18 protein-coding genes are annotated in these 17,368 nt (G+C 43.9%); 17 read left to right on the top strand and 1 reads right to left on the bottom strand.

What is annotated here, in order from left to right:
- Window positions 1–33 precede the first annotated feature (33 nt).
- The 15 genes from ACQRBH_RS06300 to ACQRBH_RS06230 all read left to right on the top strand — a co-directional run bounded on the left by ACQRBH_RS06300 (window position 34) and on the right by ACQRBH_RS06230 (window position 14,634).
- A complete protein-coding gene (locus tag ACQRBH_RS06300; protein WP_235232752.1) occupies window positions 34–696 on the top strand; it encodes a Crp/Fnr family transcriptional regulator in 663 nt (220 codons plus the stop codon).
- Between the two features lie 169 nt (window positions 697–865).
- Window positions 866–1,891: a molybdopterin-binding protein gene (locus ACQRBH_RS06295; protein ID WP_427761207.1), complete on the top strand. Its 1,026-nt coding sequence runs from the start codon at window positions 866–868 to the stop codon at window positions 1,889–1,891.
- A 10-nt stretch (window positions 1,892–1,901) separates the two neighbouring features.
- Window positions 1,902–2,930, top strand: a complete 1,029-nt coding sequence (locus ACQRBH_RS06290; RefSeq protein WP_427761206.1) for an XdhC family protein — start codon at window positions 1,902–1,904, stop codon at window positions 2,928–2,930.
- A gap of 16 nt (window positions 2,931–2,946) precedes the next feature.
- Window positions 2,947–3,912: a GTP 3',8-cyclase MoaA gene (moaA, locus tag ACQRBH_RS06285; protein ID WP_427742407.1), complete on the top strand. Its 966-nt coding sequence runs from the start codon at window positions 2,947–2,949 to the stop codon at window positions 3,910–3,912.
- 78 nt (window positions 3,913–3,990) lie between these two features.
- Window positions 3,991–4,893, top strand: a complete 903-nt coding sequence (gene modA, locus ACQRBH_RS06280; protein ID WP_427742409.1) for a molybdate ABC transporter substrate-binding protein — start codon at window positions 3,991–3,993, stop codon at window positions 4,891–4,893.
- A gap of 5 nt (window positions 4,894–4,898) precedes the next feature.
- Window positions 4,899–5,603 (top strand): molybdate ABC transporter permease subunit, encoded by a 705-nt coding sequence (gene modB / locus ACQRBH_RS06275; protein WP_427742410.1) that lies wholly within the window; start codon window positions 4,899–4,901, stop codon window positions 5,601–5,603.
- Between the two features lie 16 nt (window positions 5,604–5,619).
- The gene (locus ACQRBH_RS06270; RefSeq protein ID WP_427742411.1) at window positions 5,620–6,693 is read left to right on the top strand and encodes a sulfate/molybdate ABC transporter ATP-binding protein; all 1,074 of its coding nucleotides are present in this window, start codon (window positions 5,620–5,622) and stop codon (window positions 6,691–6,693) included.
- Window positions 6,694–6,780: 87 nt separating this feature from the next.
- Window positions 6,781–7,359, top strand: a complete 579-nt coding sequence (locus tag ACQRBH_RS06265) for a xanthine phosphoribosyltransferase (RefSeq protein ID WP_235232745.1) — start codon at window positions 6,781–6,783, stop codon at window positions 7,357–7,359.
- Window positions 7,360–7,482: 123 nt separating this feature from the next.
- Window positions 7,483–8,181 carry a selenium cofactor biosynthesis protein YqeC gene (yqeC, locus tag ACQRBH_RS06260; protein ID WP_427742413.1) on the top strand — a complete coding sequence of 233 codons (699 nt, stop codon included), beginning with the start codon at window positions 7,483–7,485 and terminating at the stop codon, window positions 8,179–8,181.
- A gap of 3 nt (window positions 8,182–8,184) precedes the next feature.
- Window positions 8,185–9,015 carry a selenium-dependent molybdenum cofactor biosynthesis protein YqeB gene (gene yqeB / locus ACQRBH_RS06255; RefSeq protein WP_427761205.1) on the top strand — a complete coding sequence of 277 codons (831 nt, stop codon included), beginning with the start codon at window positions 8,185–8,187 and terminating at the stop codon, window positions 9,013–9,015.
- Window positions 9,016–9,090: 75 nt separating this feature from the next.
- Window positions 9,091–10,491: a uracil-xanthine permease family protein gene (locus ACQRBH_RS06250; protein WP_427761204.1), complete on the top strand. Its 1,401-nt coding sequence runs from the start codon at window positions 9,091–9,093 to the stop codon at window positions 10,489–10,491.
- 23 nt (window positions 10,492–10,514) lie between these two features.
- Window positions 10,515–11,309 (top strand): FAD binding domain-containing protein, encoded by a 795-nt coding sequence (locus ACQRBH_RS06245; protein ID WP_427742418.1) that lies wholly within the window; start codon window positions 10,515–10,517, stop codon window positions 11,307–11,309.
- Window positions 11,309–11,767, top strand: coding sequence for a (2Fe-2S)-binding protein (locus ACQRBH_RS06240; protein WP_427742421.1), 459 nt, complete (start codon window positions 11,309–11,311; stop codon window positions 11,765–11,767). Before ACQRBH_RS06245 ends, ACQRBH_RS06240 begins: the two co-directional genes overlap by 1 nt.
- Before the next feature lie 4 nt (window positions 11,768–11,771).
- Window positions 11,772–14,063: a xanthine dehydrogenase family protein molybdopterin-binding subunit gene (locus ACQRBH_RS06235; protein ID WP_427742424.1), complete on the top strand. Its 2,292-nt coding sequence runs from the start codon at window positions 11,772–11,774 to the stop codon at window positions 14,061–14,063.
- Window positions 14,056–14,634 carry a nucleotidyltransferase family protein gene (locus ACQRBH_RS06230; protein WP_427742425.1) on the top strand — a complete coding sequence of 193 codons (579 nt, stop codon included), beginning with the start codon at window positions 14,056–14,058 and terminating at the stop codon, window positions 14,632–14,634. The genes ACQRBH_RS06235 and ACQRBH_RS06230 overlap by 8 nt, the downstream gene beginning before the upstream one ends.
- Here the strand turns inward: ACQRBH_RS06230 and ACQRBH_RS06225 are convergent.
- On the bottom strand, window positions 14,631–15,275 hold the full coding sequence (locus ACQRBH_RS06225) for a YczE/YyaS/YitT family protein (protein WP_427742426.1): 645 nt from the start codon (window positions 15,273–15,275) through the stop codon (window positions 14,631–14,633). The genes ACQRBH_RS06230 and ACQRBH_RS06225 overlap by 4 nt on opposite strands.
- A gap of 151 nt (window positions 15,276–15,426) precedes the next feature.
- On the opposite strand from ACQRBH_RS06225, the gene ACQRBH_RS06220 reads away from it, so the two are divergent.
- Window positions 15,427–16,323: a helix-turn-helix domain-containing protein gene (locus ACQRBH_RS06220; RefSeq protein ID WP_427742428.1), complete on the top strand. Its 897-nt coding sequence runs from the start codon at window positions 15,427–15,429 to the stop codon at window positions 16,321–16,323.
- Between the two features lie 187 nt (window positions 16,324–16,510).
- Window positions 16,511–17,314, top strand: coding sequence for an SDR family NAD(P)-dependent oxidoreductase (locus tag ACQRBH_RS06215; RefSeq protein ID WP_427742429.1), 804 nt, complete (start codon window positions 16,511–16,513; stop codon window positions 17,312–17,314).
- Window positions 17,315–17,368 lie beyond the last annotated feature (54 nt).

Here is a 17,368-nt window from a genome sequence, read left to right as displayed (position 1 = left end):
AATAAAAATCAAGAATGTGAGGAGAGATTGTCTATGGAAATGAGGAATGAATTATATCATTGTCTATTATTCTGTGAGATGAATCAGGAAAAGGTAAAAAATATCCTCTCTCGTTTGAATGGAAAGACGAAAAATTACCAGAAAAATGAAATTGTTGTTGAAGAAAAGAATAGAGTGGATGAAGTGGGAATCCTTCTTTCCGGTGAGATCTGTAAAGTGCAGTATTATTCTGATGGGACAGAGCAGATGGTACAGAAGCTCAAGAGATCCTATATGGTTGGTCTGGAGATTGCAGTGAGCTTGAAAAAGACAAGTCCGTACACCATGTATGCGTCGCTGCCATCGACTGTATATTGGTTCCCAGTCAGATACATTGAGGAACCGGGAATGCTGGAAGAGGCAGATCGGATATTTCTGTATCAGCGTATCGTGTACTTTCTTGCCAACGAAGATATCCGAAAATATCGTAAGATCGAGATATTATCATCGAAAAGCGTAAGGGAAAAGATCGAAAAATACCTGAAGATACAGAAGATCCGATATAAAAGTAATGAATTTGACATAGACTTTAATCGGGAACAGCTGGCGAATTATCTGGGACTGAATAGAAGCGTGCTGTCCCATGAATTAAAGAAGATGGAAAAAGAGGGATTATTGATTGTAAGGAAAAATCACTTTATTCTGCTGCAGATATAGATATGGAAAATCTAAGAATAAAAGTTGTCTGGACAACGTAAATGCGACTGCATTTTTGCTATACTTATGTTGGTCAGAGCAGCAAAGATTGAATGAACGTAGAATTCACAAGAACCATCGGTGCAGGCCGATGGTTTTTGTTATAAAAATCATAAAGAAGGGAATCAAGATGAAACTGGTAAAAACAGAAGACGCAGTAGGACAGGTATTATGCCATGATATTACGCAGATTATAAAAGGTGTGACCAAGGATGCGGTATTTCGCAAAGGTCATGTAGTGACAGAAGAGGATATTCCGGTGCTTCTGTCCGTAGGAAAAGAACATCTTTATGTCTGGGAAAAAGAAGAAGGTATGCTACATGAGAATGAAGCGGCGGAGATATTAAGGAAGATCTGTCAGGGCAATGGAATGCATCCATCCGAAGTAAAAGAAGGAAAGATTGAGCTGATTGCAGATATGGATGGTGTACTGAAGATAGATATAGACAAGCTGAATCGTGTCAATGCACTGGGAGAGATGATGATCGCCAGCCGCCATGGGAACTTTCCGGTAAAAGCAGGAGATAAGATCGCAGGAACCAGGGTGATTCCGCTGGTCATTCATGAGGACAAGATGAAGAAGGCTAAAGAGGTGGCTGGAGAGGAGCCAATCTTCCAGATTCGCTCTTATACGAAGAAAAAGGTTGGAATCATTGCAACAGGAAGCGAAGTCTATCGAGGACGGATTCAGGATACATTTACTCCGGTAGTCCAGGAGAAGCTTGCTGAGTATGGGATTATAGAGACAGATCATGTGATCTGTGATGATGATCATAGAATGATTACGGAAGCGATCGAGGTTATGCTCGAGAAGGGATGTAATATGGTCATATGTACGGGCGGCATGAGCGTAGATCCGGATGACCGGACACCGCTTGCAATCAAGAATACAGGAGCAGACATTGTGACGTATGGTGCGCCGGTGCTTCCGGGAGCTATGTTTCTCTTGGCATATTATCAGGGAGATATTCCAGTCATGGGACTCCCAGGATGTGTGATGTATTCAAGGAGGACGATCTTTGATCTGGTGCTTCCGAGGATTATGACCGATGAAAAGCTAACGGCAGACGATCTGAACTGTCTGGGACAAGGAGGCTTGTGTCTGTCATGTCCGGTCTGCACATTTCCGAATTGCGGTTTCGGAAAAGGAATGTAGGTGAATCTGTATGAAGACATTGTTTGAAGCGATAGAGCAGACGGATTCTGATTTACGCAGGATGGTCCTGACAGTAATCGATGAAGAGTTCCTTGCGGAAAAAGCAATAACTGTTGAAGGCAGGATTGTCTGGGAGAGCAGGCCAGGTGGATTCTTTGCAGAATATCAAAAAGAGATTCAGGAACTTAAAGATTGTGAAGTCATCGAACTGGGAGGCCATCGGGTGTTCTGTGATCTGTTGGGAGAGGATAAAAGAATCGTGATCTGTGGTGGGGGACATGTGTCTATTCCGGTAATTATGTTAGGAGTCATGATGGGATGTGAAGTGACAGTGCTGGAAGATCGTCCATCTTATGCAGACGATGCCAGACGCGCAGGAGCTACGACCGTCATCTGTGAGCCGTTTGAAAAAGGGCTTGAGAAGGTCTCTGGCAGTGCCGATACTTTCTTTGTAATCGTGACCAGAGGACACCGCTATGATCAGATATGCCTGGAAAAGATTGCGCAAAAAGAGCATGCTTATATAGGAATGATTGGAAGTCGGAAAAGAACGGCTATGGTGAAAGAAAATCTGAAGGAAAAAGGAATCGATTCAGCTGTGCTGGATGCCGTTTATACGCCAATCGGCCTGAACATCAATGCAGAAACGCCGGTGGAGATTGCGGTTGCAATTATGGCAGAGATCATACAAGTAAAGAATCGACAGAAGAGATCCGGAGGATACACGAAAGAAATGATAAAAGCAGTTCTGGAACAGGAACCGGATCATAGCCCCAAAGTACTTGCAACCATTGTTGCGAGAAAGGGTTCTGCACCGCGGGGAATTGGGACGAAGATGTTGATTCTGCGCAATGGAAAATGTATCGGAACGATTGGCGGAGGATGTATGGAAGCAAATGTCATACAGAAAGCACGGCTTATGGTTGCGACAGGCATGCCAAGGGCACGTATCTGTCAGGTGGATATGACAGGAAATGATGCCGAAGAAGAAGGCATGGTCTGCGGAGGCGTGATCAGCGTGTTGTTGGAATTGATATAGGACAGGAGGTGCAGGAATGCTGGATGGACAGGGAAGAACCATCGATTATATGCGGATATCGATTACCGACAGATGCAATCTGAGGTGTCGGTATTGTATGCCGAACGGGATATCCTGGGTTCCGATGGAGCAGATCCTTACCTATGAAGAGATAAAAGCACTGGCAATTGAAGCGGCAGAACTTGGAATCCGCAAGATTAAAGTCACTGGCGGAGAACCGCTTGTCCGAAAGGGATGTCCGTCCCTTGTGGGGATGCTTAAGAGTGTTCCTGGGGTCGAACAGGTTACACTTACGACCAATGGCGTGTATCTGGAAGAATATGTCGAAGAATTGAAAGATCATGGGCTGGATGCTGTGAATGTCAGTCTGGATACACTCAATCCGCAGCATTTTTATGATATCACCGGGAGAGATGATCTGAAGAAAGTGTTGGATGGAATCGAGGCTGCATTAAGAGAACAGATTCCATTGAAAGTAAATGTCGTTCTGCAAAAGGGACAGAATGAAGATGAATGGATGAATCTTGCTTCGCTTGCAAAAGAGCGTAAGCTGGATGTCCGGTTTATTGAGATGATGCCGATTGGATATGGAAGAAACTATGAATCGATACCGAATGAAGAGATTCTTCGCAAACTGGAAGTCTGTTACGGTCCGCTGAAGAAGGATATGCAAATTCACGGGAATGGTCCGGCAGTCTATTATCAGGTGCCGGGATATGAAGGAAGCATAGGGTTTATCAGCGCAATGCATGGGAAGTTCTGCCAGTATTGCAACCGAATCCGTGTGACTTCCACTGGGGAGATTAAATCTTGTCTTTGCTATGAGGACCGGATATCCGTAAGAGATGCATTGCGGGCAAATGATACAGAAGAGGTTCGGCGCCGGCTGGCACTTGCTATCCAGAATAAACCGGCAGCACATAAGTTTGAAACACAGGAGCTGATTACGGAACAAAAAGAAATGTCATCTATAGGTGGTTAGATATAGGTGTAAGAATCTGTATCAGAAAATCATGTGTTCAAAATAAAAATGAAAAATATGAAATCAGGAGGAAAGTAAATGAAAAAGAGAACATTAATGAAGAGACTCACAGCAGTCGCAGTAGTCGTTGCTATGGCAGCAGGACTGATAGCTTGTGGAGCGAAAGAGGAAGAAACAGGCAGTGAAACGGCGGAAGAGACACAGCAGGAAGAAGCCGAAGAGGCGGAAGAGACAGAGATTCAGGTATTCATTGCAGCCAGCCTGAATACCGTTATGACAGAACTTGCCGAGATGTACAACGAAGAACATCCGGAAGTAAAGATTACTTATAATGCGGACAGTTCTGGTACATTGTTGACACAGATTGAAGAAGGCTATGAATGTGATATCTTCTTTTCAGCAGCACAGAAACAGATGGATCAGTTGGAAGAAGACGGGCTGGTCGTAGATGGAACAAGAGCGAATGTTGTGAATAACCAGGTGGTAGTTGTTACATTGAAAGACAGTGGAACCAAGGTGACAGGACTTGAGAATATCGGAGATGCAGAGAACATCGCACTGGCAGGCGGAAGCGTTCCGGTAGGAAAATATACCAGACAGGCACTGGTCAATCTTGGAATTCTGGAATCTGTAGATGATGTATCTACGATTACAACAGAGCAGGTATCTGAAGCACTTGGCGGTGTAGAGATCAGTGAACAGGATAATGTAAGCAAAGTGCTTGCAGCAGTTGTAGAAGGATCCTGTGAAGTAGGAACAACCTATTATTCTGACACATATGGTTATGAAGATGACTTGGATATTCTGGAAACAGTAAGTTATGATCTGACTGGAAATGTAATCTATCCGATTGCTCAGGTAGTCAATGAAGAAGCAGATGATGCTCAGACCAAAGCAGCAGAAGATTTCTTAAAGTTTATCTTATCTGACGAAGCAAAAGCTGTATTTGATGCATATTATTTTGATACAAATGTAGAGTAAAACTTATGGAAACAGTAACAGAGATACTGAAGAATCTGGACTGGAGTCCCCTGATCATATCGCTGAAAACAGGTGTGGTGGCTACGATTATTTCATTCTTCCTTGGAATCTTTGCTGCAAGGAAAGTGATAAAGACGACGTCGGGAAAGAAAGCAGTGATTGATGGGATTTTGACTCTTCCAATGGTTCTTCCACCGACGGTTGCGGGATTTTTCCTGTTGTTGCTTTTCAGTAAACGGCGGCCTCTTGGAATCTTCCTGTATGAACAATTCGATATTAAAGTGGTACAGACTTGGCTTGGGTGTATTATAGCAGCGACCGTTATTGCATTTCCTCTGATGTATCGAAATGCAAGAGCTGCATTTGAACAGATTGACGTGAATCTGGTCTATGCCGGAAGAACTCTTGGTATGTCCGAGACGCAGATCTTCTGGAAGGTGGTCGTCCCGACTGCGGGCCCAGGGATTGCATCAGGCACGATTCTGACATTTGCGCGTGCGTTGGGAGAATATGGAGCGACATCCATGCTTGCGGGAAATATTCCAGGGAAGACCGGAACAATCTCTCAGAAGATTGCCATGGTCATTCAGGATGGAGATTACCTGACTGCAGGAATCTGGGTTGCAATAGTGATCTTGATCGCGCTTGTGATCATCGTGCTTATGAATCTGATATCAGGGAAGAAGATGAAGAATATCAAGAGATGGTAGAAGGAGAACGCATAAAATGGGAATCACCGTTGAAGTAAAAAAGAAATTAGGAGAGTTCTGCCTGGATATCCGGTTTCAGAGTGAGGCTTCCCGTATTGGTATTCTTGGAGCATCCGGGTGTGGGAAAAGCATGACATTGAAAAGCATTGCGGGGATTGAAAGTCCAGATGAAGGCGAGATCGTCATCAATGATCATGTCGTGTTTGACTCGAGACAAAAAGTAAATATCAAGCCCCAGAAGCGTAATATAGGATATCTGTTTCAGAATTATGCGTTATTTCCCACTATGACGGTAAACAGAAATATTGCAGCCGGATTAAAAGGAACCAGGCAGGAGAAGCAGGAACGGGTACAGGAGATGATCCGAAGATTCCAGTTAGAAGGCTTGGAAGAACGGCTTCCGGGAGAATTGTCCGGTGGACAGCAACAGAGGGTTGCACTTGCTAGAATTATGGCATATGAGCCGGATGTGATTCTTCTGGATGAACCCTTTTCTGCATTGGATATGTTTTTAAAAGACCGTCTGCAGCAGGAATTGATGGAGATGCTGGAAGGATATCATGGAATTGTAGTTATGGTGTCCCACAATCGGGACGAGATCTATCGGTTCAGTGAAGATCTGTTGATCCTGGATCAGGGAAGAGTTGTCACGAGTGGAAAGACCAGAGACATCTTCGATCATCCGAGACGAAAAGCAGCTGCCCGGTTGACCGGATGTAAGAATTTTTCCAGAGCGAAGCGGTTGGATGAACATACAGTAAAGGCATTAGACTGGGGCGTAGAGCTGAAAACAAGGAACAGGATACCTGAGGATATAACGTGGATCGGCTTTCGGGCCCATGAGTTTCTTCCAATCTGGGGAGAACGAATAGAAAACTGTATCAGAGTTCAAGTGGCTGGAACCGCGGATCTCCCATTTGAAAAGAACTTTTATCTGAAGCCAGAGACAGAACAGCTGCAAGATGTGCGTGCAGAGAATATCTGCTGGTTTCTTCAAAAAGACAAATGGGATGTGCTGAGTGAAAAAGGAATGCCGGATTACCTTCAATTTCCAGAGGAATACCTGCTCTTTCTGACTGATGATTGCTAGAGGAAATTCCTTTCTTTATTATTTACAACAAAACTGGAAGCTGTTATAATTTTGTTTAAATAAACATAGAAGGAAGAACGAACAGACATGGAACTTTTAAAAGAACGTATTCGAAAAGATGGGGTTATTAAGCCGGGAAATGTACTGAAGGTAGATAATTTTCTGAATCATCAGATGGACATCCAGCTTTTCAATGAGATAGGGAAGGAATTTAAGCGTCGTTTTGCAGACGTAAAAGTGGACAGAATCTTAACAATTGAGGCATCAGGTATTGGAATCGCTGCAATTGTGGCGCAGTATTTTGACTGCCCGGTCGTTTTTGCGAAGAAGACACAGTCCATTAATCTTGATGGTACAATGTTATCAGCGCAGATTGAATCTTTTACACATAAGCGGACATACGATGTAATTGTAGCAAGTCGTTTCATTCAACCGGGAGAAAATATTCTGGTCATTGATGATTTTATGGCAAATGGATGCGCTGCGATGGGGCTGGTGAAGATCATTCAGGAAGCGCAGGCGAATGTTGTGGGAATCGGAATCGTGATTGAAAAAGGATTCCAGCAAGGTGGTGCGAAGTTAAGAGAGCAGGGATTACGAGTAGAGTCTCTGGCAATTGTTGACGATATGGATGCGGATGCGCAGACCATTACATTTCGGGAATAAGAAAGAATGATATATTACAGGTGGGATGAATGCCCACCTGTCTTTGTATTTCTATCTATCTGAAAGAAACTGCAAGTGGCGGGTCCTATAAGGTGTAAATATAGATATCAGAGGACGGTAGAGATGTTAGAGAGATTTCCATTTTTAAAAGAAAAGGGGCATGTGATATCGCTTGTCGGGGCAGGTGGAAAGACAACGCTTATGTATGCGCTTGCCAGGCAATTTACGAAAAATGGAGCCAGGACGCTTGTTACGACAACGACACATATATATAAGCCGAAGGAGAAATTGTGGGCATGTAGTTCTGAAGAAATACAGAACTTATGGAGACAAGGCTCTTATGCGGTTGTAGGAAAGGCTGCAGAAGAAGGAAAACTGGCAGGCCTTCCTGCCCAGGAGCTGTCAGCGTATGCTAAACTGGCGGATATTATCTTGATTGAGGCGGACGGAGCAAAGAGGATGCCTTGCAAAGTGCCGGCTGACCATGAGCCGGTATTGTTAGAGGATTCGGATATTGTTGTTGGTGTAATGGGAATGGCTGCATATGGAAAGACTATAGAAGAAGCTTGTTTTCGTAAGGAAGAAGCAGCTCGCCTGTTGGGGATAAGGAAGACGGATCTGCTGACGGCAGAGCGAATGGCGGCCATTCTGGAATCAGATAAAGGAACCCGGAAGAATGTAGGATGCCGGGATTATTATGTCGTCCTGAATCAGTGTGACAACGAAGTCAGAAGGCAGGCGGCTGAAAAGATTCGAAAGCTATTAGAGAAACAAGGAATTCATTCTTGTGTTCTGATGAGCTTTGGAGAAGAGAGGAATTGACAGATGAAGGATAGATTAATCATTGTCCGGGGCGGCGGAGACCTTGCGACAGGAACGATTCACCGCTTGTGGAGTGTGGGACTTCCAGTTCTGGTCCTGGAGACAGCGCATCCGGCTGCAATCCGGAGACAGGTGTCCATCTGTGAGGCTGTATATGATGGACAGACCGTGGTGGAAGGAATGAGAGGAATCCGAATCCATCATTGGAAAGAAGCATTTGACATCATGGAAGAGGGGAATGTTCCGGTTCTGGTTGACCCGATGGGAGAGGTGATTCAAAAGATGCGTTCTCGCGTAGTAGTAGATGCAATTCTGGCAAAGAAAAATCTGGGAACACATCGAGAGATGGCACCACTTACTATAGCACTTGGTCCGGGATTCGAAGCAGGAAAAGATGTGGATGTCGTTATCGAGACGAAGAGAGGACATGATCTTGGACGAGTGATTCGTAAGGGATGTGCGATTCCCAATACTGGAATTCCGGGCATGATTGGCGGTTATGCTTCGGAACGCGTAATTCATTCCACACAATCAGGAATATTTCATAATATCTGTAAGATTGGAGATATTGTAAATGTGGGTGAAGAAATTGCATGGATCGAGCAGTCGGATGGAAGCAGATGTCCGGTGTTGGCATCCATTCCGGGAATTCTTCGGGGACTGTTAAGAGAGGGCTATTCGGTTCCGAGAGGATTTAAAATTGCAGACATTGATCCAAGAAAGGAAGAACTGAGCCATTGCTTTACAATATCGGATAAGGCAAGGTGTATCGCGGGAAGCGTTCTGGAGGTAGTCGTTTCTGATTTTGATCGAAAAATATTTTTTGATAGATAAATATAATTTTTCCCCAAATTCATAGAGTTTTCTGATATAATGGACTGCGTAAAAATTCTAAGGAGAGAGGATATTATGGGAACAAATAATACGAATGAAAATACTCTTATGAGCAGTCCATATCAATTTGAGGGGCGAATCCCGTTAAAACAGGCAATTCCGTTAGGGCTTCAGCATGTTCTGGCAATGTTTGTGGGTAATCTTACCCCGATTCTTATTATTACTGCGGCTTGCGGATCAGAAGATTTTGCGGCGCTTCAGGTTACATTGCTTCAGAATGCAATGTTGATTGCTGGTATTGTAACATTAGTACAGTTATTTGCAATTGGACCGATCGGTGGAAAGGTGCCGATCATCATGGGAACCAGTTCTGGATTTATCGGTGTATTCCAGAGTGTTGTAGAGATCATGGGCGGCGGTGTCGCAGCTTATGGTGCAATTATGGGGGCAAGTCTGATCGGAGGACTTTTTGAGACTGTCCTTGGTGCGTTCTTAAAACCGCTTCGTCGGTTCTTCCCATCTGTTGTGACAGGTACGGTTGTACTCGCGATTGGTCTGTCTTTGATTGGTGTAGGTGTAAGTTCGTTTGGTGGAGGCTCTTCTGCGAATGATTATGGTTCTATTGAGAATCTGCTGATTGCACTGGTAGTTATGATTATTATTCTGGTATTGAAGCATGGAACAAAAGGACTTACCAGTTCTTCTTGCATCCTGTTCGGTATCATTGCAGGATATATTATTTGTGCAGTGCTGGCAATCTTTTTGCCGACGACTGCAGTCAACGCAGATGGTGTGGAATATACGAAGGCATGGGTCCTGAACTGGGACAAGGTTGCTCAGGCAAAATGGTTTGCAGTTCCGCAGATCATGCCGGTGAAACCGGTCTTTGATCTGCGCGCGATCGTGCCGGTTTTAATCATGTTCATTGTTACGGCTGTTGAGACAGTAGGAGATATCTCGGGCTGTATCGAAGGTGGTATGGGTCGGGAAGCAACGGATTCAGAATTGTCAGGCGGTGTTATGTGTGACGGTGTCGGATCTAGCTTTGCAGCTCTTTTTGGCGTATTGCCGAATACATCATTCAGCCAGAATGTAGGACTTGTTACGATGACTAAGATCGTCAATCGTTTTGCATTGGGATGTGGTGCAATATTCTTGATCCTTTGTGGATTGCTGCCGAAGCTTGCTGCACTTGTGTCTATCATGCCACAGTGTGTACTTGGAGGGGCTGCTGTTATTATGTTCTCATCTATTGTTATGAGTGGTATTCAGCTGATCACGAAAGAACCATTGACTGCACGTAATATGACGATTGTATCTGTGGCACTTGGACTTGGATATGGAATTGGTGCGAACAGTGCTGTCCTTTCTGGTCTTCCAAAGGCTGTTCAGCTGATTTTTGGCGGTTCTGGAATTGTTCCGGCCGCATTTGTTGCGATTATTCTGAATGTTCTGCTTCCAAAAGAGGAAGCGTAATATTACATCCGGAGGGTAGAAATATGCTTTCATTTAATCAATATGTTCGGGCACAGAGCCTGGAAGAAGCGTATGAGCTTTGTCAAAAGAAGAATAATGTTGTACTTGGAGGAATGCTATGGCTGAAAATGCAGAGTGGCAATCGTGGTACAGCAATTGATCTGTGTGATCTGGGGTTAGATCAGATTGAAGAGACGCCTCAGGAGTACAGGATTGGAGCGATGGTGTCGCTTCGGGCGCTGGAGAAGCATGCTGGATTGAATGCACTGACACAAGGAGCACTTGCAGAGTCTGTTCAGCATATTGTAGGAGTGCAGTTCCGTAATGTGGCAACACTTGGTGGAAGCATCTATGGACGTTTTGGATTTTCTGATGTTCTGACATTATTTATGGCGTTGGATGCAAAAGTAGAGCTGTATCACGCAGGAATCATGAGCGTGAAAGAATTTGCAGATTTTCCGCGTCAGACCCGTGATATTTTAGTGCGCGTGATTGTGCCAAAGACGGAAAGAAAAACGGTCTATTTATCCATGAGAAATACAGAGACAGATTTTCCGGTCCTTACCTGTGCATTGTCGGAATTGGAAGGACGTTATACTTGTGTGGTAGGGGCACGTCCGATGAAAGCAGTATTTTTTGACGATGAAAAGCAGATTCTTGCACAAGGGATTACTATGGAAGTGGCAGAAGCATTTGCGGAGGATATCGCATCCAGAGCAAGATTTGGAAGTAATATACGAGGCGGAGCTGATTACCGCAGAAAAATATGCAGTGTGCTGGTACGTCGTGCGGCACTTGCACTTCAGGAGGTATCATAATGGATATTGAACTGATTCTGAATGGGAAAAAGGTAACGGCAGCAGTTGATCCGGATATGCTGCTGATTGATTTTGTAAGGTCAAAGGGATGTTATTCCGTGAAGCGTGGATGCGAGACTGCTAATTGCGGACTGTGTACGGTTCTGATGGATGATGTGCCGGTGTTATCCTGCAGTGTGCTTGCAGCGCGGGCTTCCGGCCATAAGATTCAGACACTGGAGGGGCTCCAGGAAGAAGCCGAGGAGTTCGTTGGCTTTATTGCAGATCAGGGTGCAGAGCAGTGTGGATTCTGTAATCCGGGATTCGTTATGAATACGATTGCGCTGCTTCGTGAGAATCCCGACCCTACGGATGATGAGATTCGTGCATATCTGGCAGGAAACCTATGCCGTTGTTCTGGATATGAAGGTCAGCTTCGTGGAATTCGCGCATACCTGGACTGGAAGAAAGGAGTGTAGCAGTATGGAACAGAAGTTTAAAACGGTAGGTCAGCCCGTCCGTAAAAAAGATGCTATGCAGCTCTTGCTTGGCAAGCCGGCTTATGTCGATGATATCACTCCGTCTGATGCGCTGGTAGTAAAGGTATTGAGAAGTCCACATGCACACGCTCTAATTGAAGAGATTAAGATAGATACTGCATTGAAAGTGCCAGGAATTGTGGCAGTTTACACTTATAAAGATGTTCCGCAGAAGCGGTTTACCATGGCGGGACAGACTTATCCAGAACCGTCTCCCTATGACCGTCTGTTGTTAGACCAGAGAGTCCGGTTTGTAGGAGACGCTGTTGCTATTGTTGCCGGAGAGACGGAAAAGGCAGTCAATAAAGCATTGAAGATGATCAAGGTGACTTATGAGGTGCTGGAACCGGTACTGGATTTTCGGGCGGCAAAGGATAATCCGATTCTGGTACATCCAGAAGATAACTGGCGTTCCCTGTGTCCGGTAGGTGCAGATAATCAGAGAAACTTATGTGCCAGTGAGGTGTCCTCGGATGGAGATGTGGATGCAGTGATGGCAGACTGTGATGAGATCGTAGATCATACCTATCATGTGAAGGCCTGCCAGCAGGCAATGATGGAAACCTTCCGTACTTATACGGAGATTGACCGTTATGGAAGACTTCATGTCATCAGTTCTACGCAGATTGTATTCCACTGCCGGCGTATCATTGCCAATGCATTGGATATCCCGAAGTCTAAAATCCGTGTGGAAAAGCCGCGTATTGGCGGAGGCTTCGGCGCAAAGCAGACGGTAGTTGCAGAAGTGTATCCAGCGTTTGTGACCTGGAAGACGAAGCGTCCGGCGAAGATGATCTATACCAGAGAAGAATGTCAGACGGCAGCCTCTCCTCGTCATGAGATGGAAGTCCATATAAAGCTGGGAGCCTCCAGAGATGGAAAGATCCGGGCACTGGATGTCTATACGTTATCCAATACCGGTGCATTTGGTGAGCATGGTCCTACAACTGTCGGTCTGTCCGGACATAAATCTATCCCGCTTTACACAGGCGGACTGGAAGCTCATCGCTTTGCCTATGATGTTGTCTATACTAATGTCCAGGCGGCAGGAGCTTATCGTGGCTACGGTGCAACGCAGGGAATCTTTGCGTTGGAAAGTGCGGTCAATGAACTGGCAGAACGTCTTCATATGGATCCAATTGAACTTCGTATGAAGAATATTGTCCGTGAGGGTATGGTAATGCCGGCTTATTATGGTGAGAAGGCTAATGCCTGTGCTTTAGATCGCTGTATTGATAAATGTAAGGAACTATTCCGTTGGGAAGAGCGATATCCGGTTCGTGATATGGGGAATGGGAAAGTACGGACTGCAGGTATGGCTCTGGCAATGCAAGGTTCCTGTATCTCGAATCTGGATGTAGGATCTGCAACCGTTAAGCTTGGCGATGAAGGCTTCTATAATCTGATTATCGGTGCGGCAGATATGGGAACTGGATGTGATACCATTCTGGCGCAGATGGCGGCAGAATGTCTGAATTGTTCGGTAGATGACATAGAGGTCTATGGCGCAGATACGGATTCTTCTCCTTATGATTCTGGGTCTTATGCATCATCGACGACCTATATTACTGGAAAGGCAGTTGAGATGGCCTGTGAAGAACTGAAAGGTAATCTGTGCAAGATTGCTGCAGGAATGCTGGAATGTGAAGAAAGTGAAGTGGAATTTACTGGAGAAGGTGTTCGTAAGTTGGATGGCAGCGGTTTCGTATCAAGATTCGATATTGCTACAAAATCCATGGCAAATAATGAGATAGCTGCCCAGACTACAGCAACCCATAGCTCTCCTGTGTCGCCACCACCTTATATGGTCGGAATGGTTGAAATAGAACTGGATAAAGAGACTGGAAAGGTGGATGTGCTGGATTATGTTGCAGTCGTAGACTGTGGAACGCCGATCAATCCGAATCTGGCACGTATTCAGACAGAAGGTGGACTGGTACAGGGAATTGGTATGGCACTTTATGAAAATGTAACCTATTCTCCGACAGGAAGGATTCTGGAGAATTCTTTTATGCAGTATAAAGTACCGACACGTCTGGATATGGGACATCTGCAGGTGGAATTCGAATCCAGCTATGAACCGACGGGACCGTTTGGTGCGAAATCCATTGGTGAGATTGTTATTAACACACCGGCTCCGGCACTGGCGCATGCAATTTACAATGCAACAGGAGTATGGCACCGAACGTTGCCGATTACTCCGGAAAAGATTCTGATGGGGCTTGCAGATGAATAAGCATATTATATATTTGGCGGCTGGAAACAGCCGCCGTTTTGGTTCAAATAAATTATTGCATATTTTTCATGGGAAACCGTTGTACCAATATGGTCTGGATATGGTTTTTAAGTTTTGTAAAAAACGGCAGGACTGTTCGCTGTTGGTGATTTCCCAGTATTCAGAGATCTTGCAGTATGCAAGAACAAAAGGAATCCATACAGCAGACAGTCCGGATAGCCGGAAAGGAATGTCTTATACTGTGAAAAGGGCAGTTCAGGCACTTGGCAATATTGCAGAAGAGGATTATATTATGTTTGTCGTGGCAGATCAGCCATATCTGACAGAAAAGACGTTGGAACGCCTGGCAGATCAGGCAGTGCCAGGCGTTGAGACAATATCTGCAATATATAAAGGAATTCCGGGAAATCCTACACTGTTCTCCGCCCGACTGATTCCAGAACTTATGGAGTTACAAGGAGATGAAGGCGGGCGGAAAGTAATACGAAGACACGCTTGCATATACGTAGAGGTGGAAGATAAAAAGGAATTATATGATATTGATGAAAAAAGGCAGGTCAGTCCGGATTAAGGGACTGTTACTGTCTTTTCGTATCCGCAGAGTTTTCTTGCGACTGTCTTTGTGAAGAAATTAATAAAAGGTCCCAGACCAAGTGCGCAGAAGAGTGTACCAAGACCAACAATTCCGCCAAATAAAAATGTTACTGCAGCACAGGCAGAATCGGTGATAATCCGGCACCAGAAATACGGAAGCGGGAAATGCTCATCCATAATAAGCGAGATGGCGTCATAAGGAGCAATTCCGAGATTAGCCGTCTGATAAAGGGCAGCGGAAAAGGACAGTATGATGACTCCTGTGAACATGAGAATGAATCTGGAGATCATATTATCAGGAGTGGTAAGGAAGTTGTCCAGAATATTTGCCCACATATCAGCAAAAATGCCAACACAGAACCAGTTGAAAAAGGTTCCGATTCCGATCAGCTTCCGATTCAGGAAGATTTCCAGAATAAACCAGATGGAATTGATAATAATCAGCATAGAAGAAAACGAAAGGTTAATACAGTTTCCAATTGCCATAACCATTGCACTGTGGGGATCATTTCCCATAAGAGAGAGTTTAAACAGAACGACTCCCATACCCATAATAGAGACTCCGAATATCATAACAAGGAATCTGCGCCACCAAATCGGATTTTTTAGTTGAAACATATGTGTTCCTTCTTTCTAAACATATATCTGTGATTCTTAATCTATAATGACATTATACCATTTAAAAATGAACAATAATATCATATAATAGCCATATTAATAGCACAAAACAGTCATAATAAAAAGCGAGAGTGAAAGGCGAGGGAATGAGATGATATACAAACCCAGAACAGTTTTGACTACAGAAAATGGCGCGGAATTAGGTACGCATGGAACTACCCTTGTTCCTGTCGCTGCATATGATAATGATTTTACGAATTTTGAAGCAATCTGGCACTGGCACAGAGAACTGGAATTTATTTATATGGTAAAGGGAAGTCTGCTTGTATCACTTCCAAATGAGCAGATCGTTCTAAATCGTGGAGATATAATATTTATTAACAGCGGAGTGATGCATGCAGCTTCTAATGCAGGTGATAAGGAATGCATTTTGCACTCAGTGGTGTTTTTGCCGGAATTTTTGTGCAATGGAGTAGAAGGGGTATTCTGGCAGAAGTATGTATGTCCACTCATAGAAAACTCAAGACTTCATAGCATAATATTTTCAAATGAGTCTGAGAAGCGTGTGTGTATGCAAGAATATATGGATCAATTCTGGAAGGCTTGCCTGGATGAACCATTTGGTTATGAATTTGTCATTCGAGAGCAGTTATCGAAGATGATATGTAATGTTGCATCGGAGTACAAGAAAGATATTCGGCCTGTTTCTGCCAAACGGGAAAGAGAAGATGAACGGGTCAAAAAGATGTTGGAATATATCCATGATAATTATATGTCTGAGATTACGACCAAAGTGCTTGCGTCAAGTGCTAATGTCAGTGAGAGTGAATGTCTGCGTTGCTTTCGAAATGTGCTTGGAATCACACCGATTCAATATGTGAAAAAGTATCGTCTGCAGATTGCGGCGGATATGCTGATGACTACAGATTATACAATTACAGGTATCGCAAGTCGTTGTGGGTTTGGACACATGAGTTACTTTTCCAGGGCGTTTCACGGGATGTTCGGAGTGACGCCAAGGGAGTATAGAAATAGAAGATATGAATAACACTTCTTTTATTGTAGAATTTGGTGAAAAACATGTCAATAATGCGTTGTAATTAAAAAAAATTTCTTTTGGTAAATTTGCATATATTGATTTATTTTTCCAAATGAGCTATAGTAACATTAACGAATTTTTACGCCTTTTTATATTTTTTATAAAGAGTGACATTACAGACTAGGAGGTTTTAGAAATGGACAGATTAAAAGGCAAAGTTGCTATTGTAACAGGTTCAACAAGTGGAATTGGTATTGGAATTGCAAGTTTATTTGCAGCAGAAGGAGCAAAGGTAGTTATCTGCGGACGTAGAAAAGAAAAAGGGCAGGCTGTTGTTGACAGCATTGTTGAAGCAGGCGGAGAAGCTTCTTATCATTTCATGGATATTACACAGATTGAAAGTGTAGAAGAATTGATTAAGGATACATATGAAAAATACGGAAAGATTGATATCCTTGTAAATAATGCTGCAAATGTTGCATTGAAAGATGGACGTGTTGATGAATTGACACTGGAGATGTGGGATGCAATCTTCCAGAGCGATCTTCGCGGAACATTCTATGCTACACAGTGTGTACTCCCTTACATGGAAAAGAATGAAAAAGGCGGTTCTATTATCAATATCGGTTCTATGGCTTCCTGCTCAGGAGACCTTGGCTCTACAGCTTATGCATGTGCAAAAGCAGGTGTTGATATGTTGACAAAGTATACCGCTTTGCAGGTAGGAAAGAAAAATATTCGTTGTAACTGTGTTCGCCCGGGACTTATTGTTACACCACAGAATGAAGCACACGTTCCACAGGCCCTTAAGGATATCTTCTTAAGCAATATCATGGTTAACCGCTATGGATGCCCAGAAGACATCGGTCATATGTGTGTATATTTTGCTTCTGATGAGAGCGAATATGTAACAGGACAGATTATCAATGTAGATGGTGGTATGAATTCTCACGTATCTACGGTTGCTCAGTTTAAAGAATTGAATTCACGTACCTGGTAAGAAAAAAGAGACATGGTAAAAAAAGAGGCGAAGATTTTTCGAAAATCTCCGTCT

Source organism: Bariatricus sp. SGI.161, from assembly GCF_050313695.1.
Classification (GTDB): Bacteria; Bacillota; Clostridia; order Lachnospirales; family Lachnospiraceae; genus JAFBIX01.
This window is presented reverse-complemented; position numbering and strand designations above follow the sequence as displayed.

Bases quoted from the DNA above. Each gene is read 5' to 3' on its own strand.
- yqeC (WP_427742413.1), top strand. From the start codon at position 7,483: ATGTTAGAGAGATTTCCATTTTTAAAAGAAAAGGGGCATGTGATATCG.
- ACQRBH_RS06240 (WP_427742421.1), top strand. From the start codon at position 11,309: ATGGATATTGAACTGATTCTGAATGGGAAAAAGGTAACGGCAGCAGTT.
- ACQRBH_RS06220 (WP_427742428.1), top strand. From the start codon at position 15,427: ATGATATACAAACCCAGAACAGTTTTGACTACAGAAAATGGCGCGGAA.
- ACQRBH_RS06245 (WP_427742418.1), top strand. From the start codon at position 10,515: ATGCTTTCATTTAATCAATATGTTCGGGCACAGAGCCTGGAAGAAGCG.
- ACQRBH_RS06295 (WP_427761207.1), top strand. From the start codon at position 866: ATGAAACTGGTAAAAACAGAAGACGCAGTAGGACAGGTATTATGCCAT.
- ACQRBH_RS06290 (WP_427761206.1), top strand. From the start codon at position 1,902: ATGAAGACATTGTTTGAAGCGATAGAGCAGACGGATTCTGATTTACGC.
- ACQRBH_RS06265 (WP_235232745.1), top strand. From the start codon at position 6,781: ATGGAACTTTTAAAAGAACGTATTCGAAAAGATGGGGTTATTAAGCCG.
- ACQRBH_RS06300 (WP_235232752.1), top strand. From the start codon at position 34: ATGGAAATGAGGAATGAATTATATCATTGTCTATTATTCTGTGAGATG.
- ACQRBH_RS06230 (WP_427742425.1), top strand. From the start codon at position 14,056: ATGAATAAGCATATTATATATTTGGCGGCTGGAAACAGCCGCCGTTTT.
- modB (WP_427742410.1), top strand. From the start codon at position 4,899: ATGGAAACAGTAACAGAGATACTGAAGAATCTGGACTGGAGTCCCCTG.
- ACQRBH_RS06250 (WP_427761204.1), top strand. From the start codon at position 9,091: ATGGGAACAAATAATACGAATGAAAATACTCTTATGAGCAGTCCATAT.
- yqeB (WP_427761205.1), top strand. From the start codon at position 8,185: ATGAAGGATAGATTAATCATTGTCCGGGGCGGCGGAGACCTTGCGACA.
- ACQRBH_RS06215 (WP_427742429.1), top strand. From the start codon at position 16,511: ATGGACAGATTAAAAGGCAAAGTTGCTATTGTAACAGGTTCAACAAGT.
- ACQRBH_RS06270 (WP_427742411.1), top strand. From the start codon at position 5,620: ATGGGAATCACCGTTGAAGTAAAAAAGAAATTAGGAGAGTTCTGCCTG.
- moaA (WP_427742407.1), top strand. From the start codon at position 2,947: ATGCTGGATGGACAGGGAAGAACCATCGATTATATGCGGATATCGATT.
- ACQRBH_RS06235 (WP_427742424.1), top strand. From the start codon at position 11,772: ATGGAACAGAAGTTTAAAACGGTAGGTCAGCCCGTCCGTAAAAAAGAT.
- ACQRBH_RS06225 (WP_427742426.1), bottom strand. From the start codon at position 15,275: ATGTTTCAACTAAAAAATCCGATTTGGTGGCGCAGATTCCTTGTTATG.
- modA (WP_427742409.1), top strand. From the start codon at position 3,991: ATGAAAAAGAGAACATTAATGAAGAGACTCACAGCAGTCGCAGTAGTC.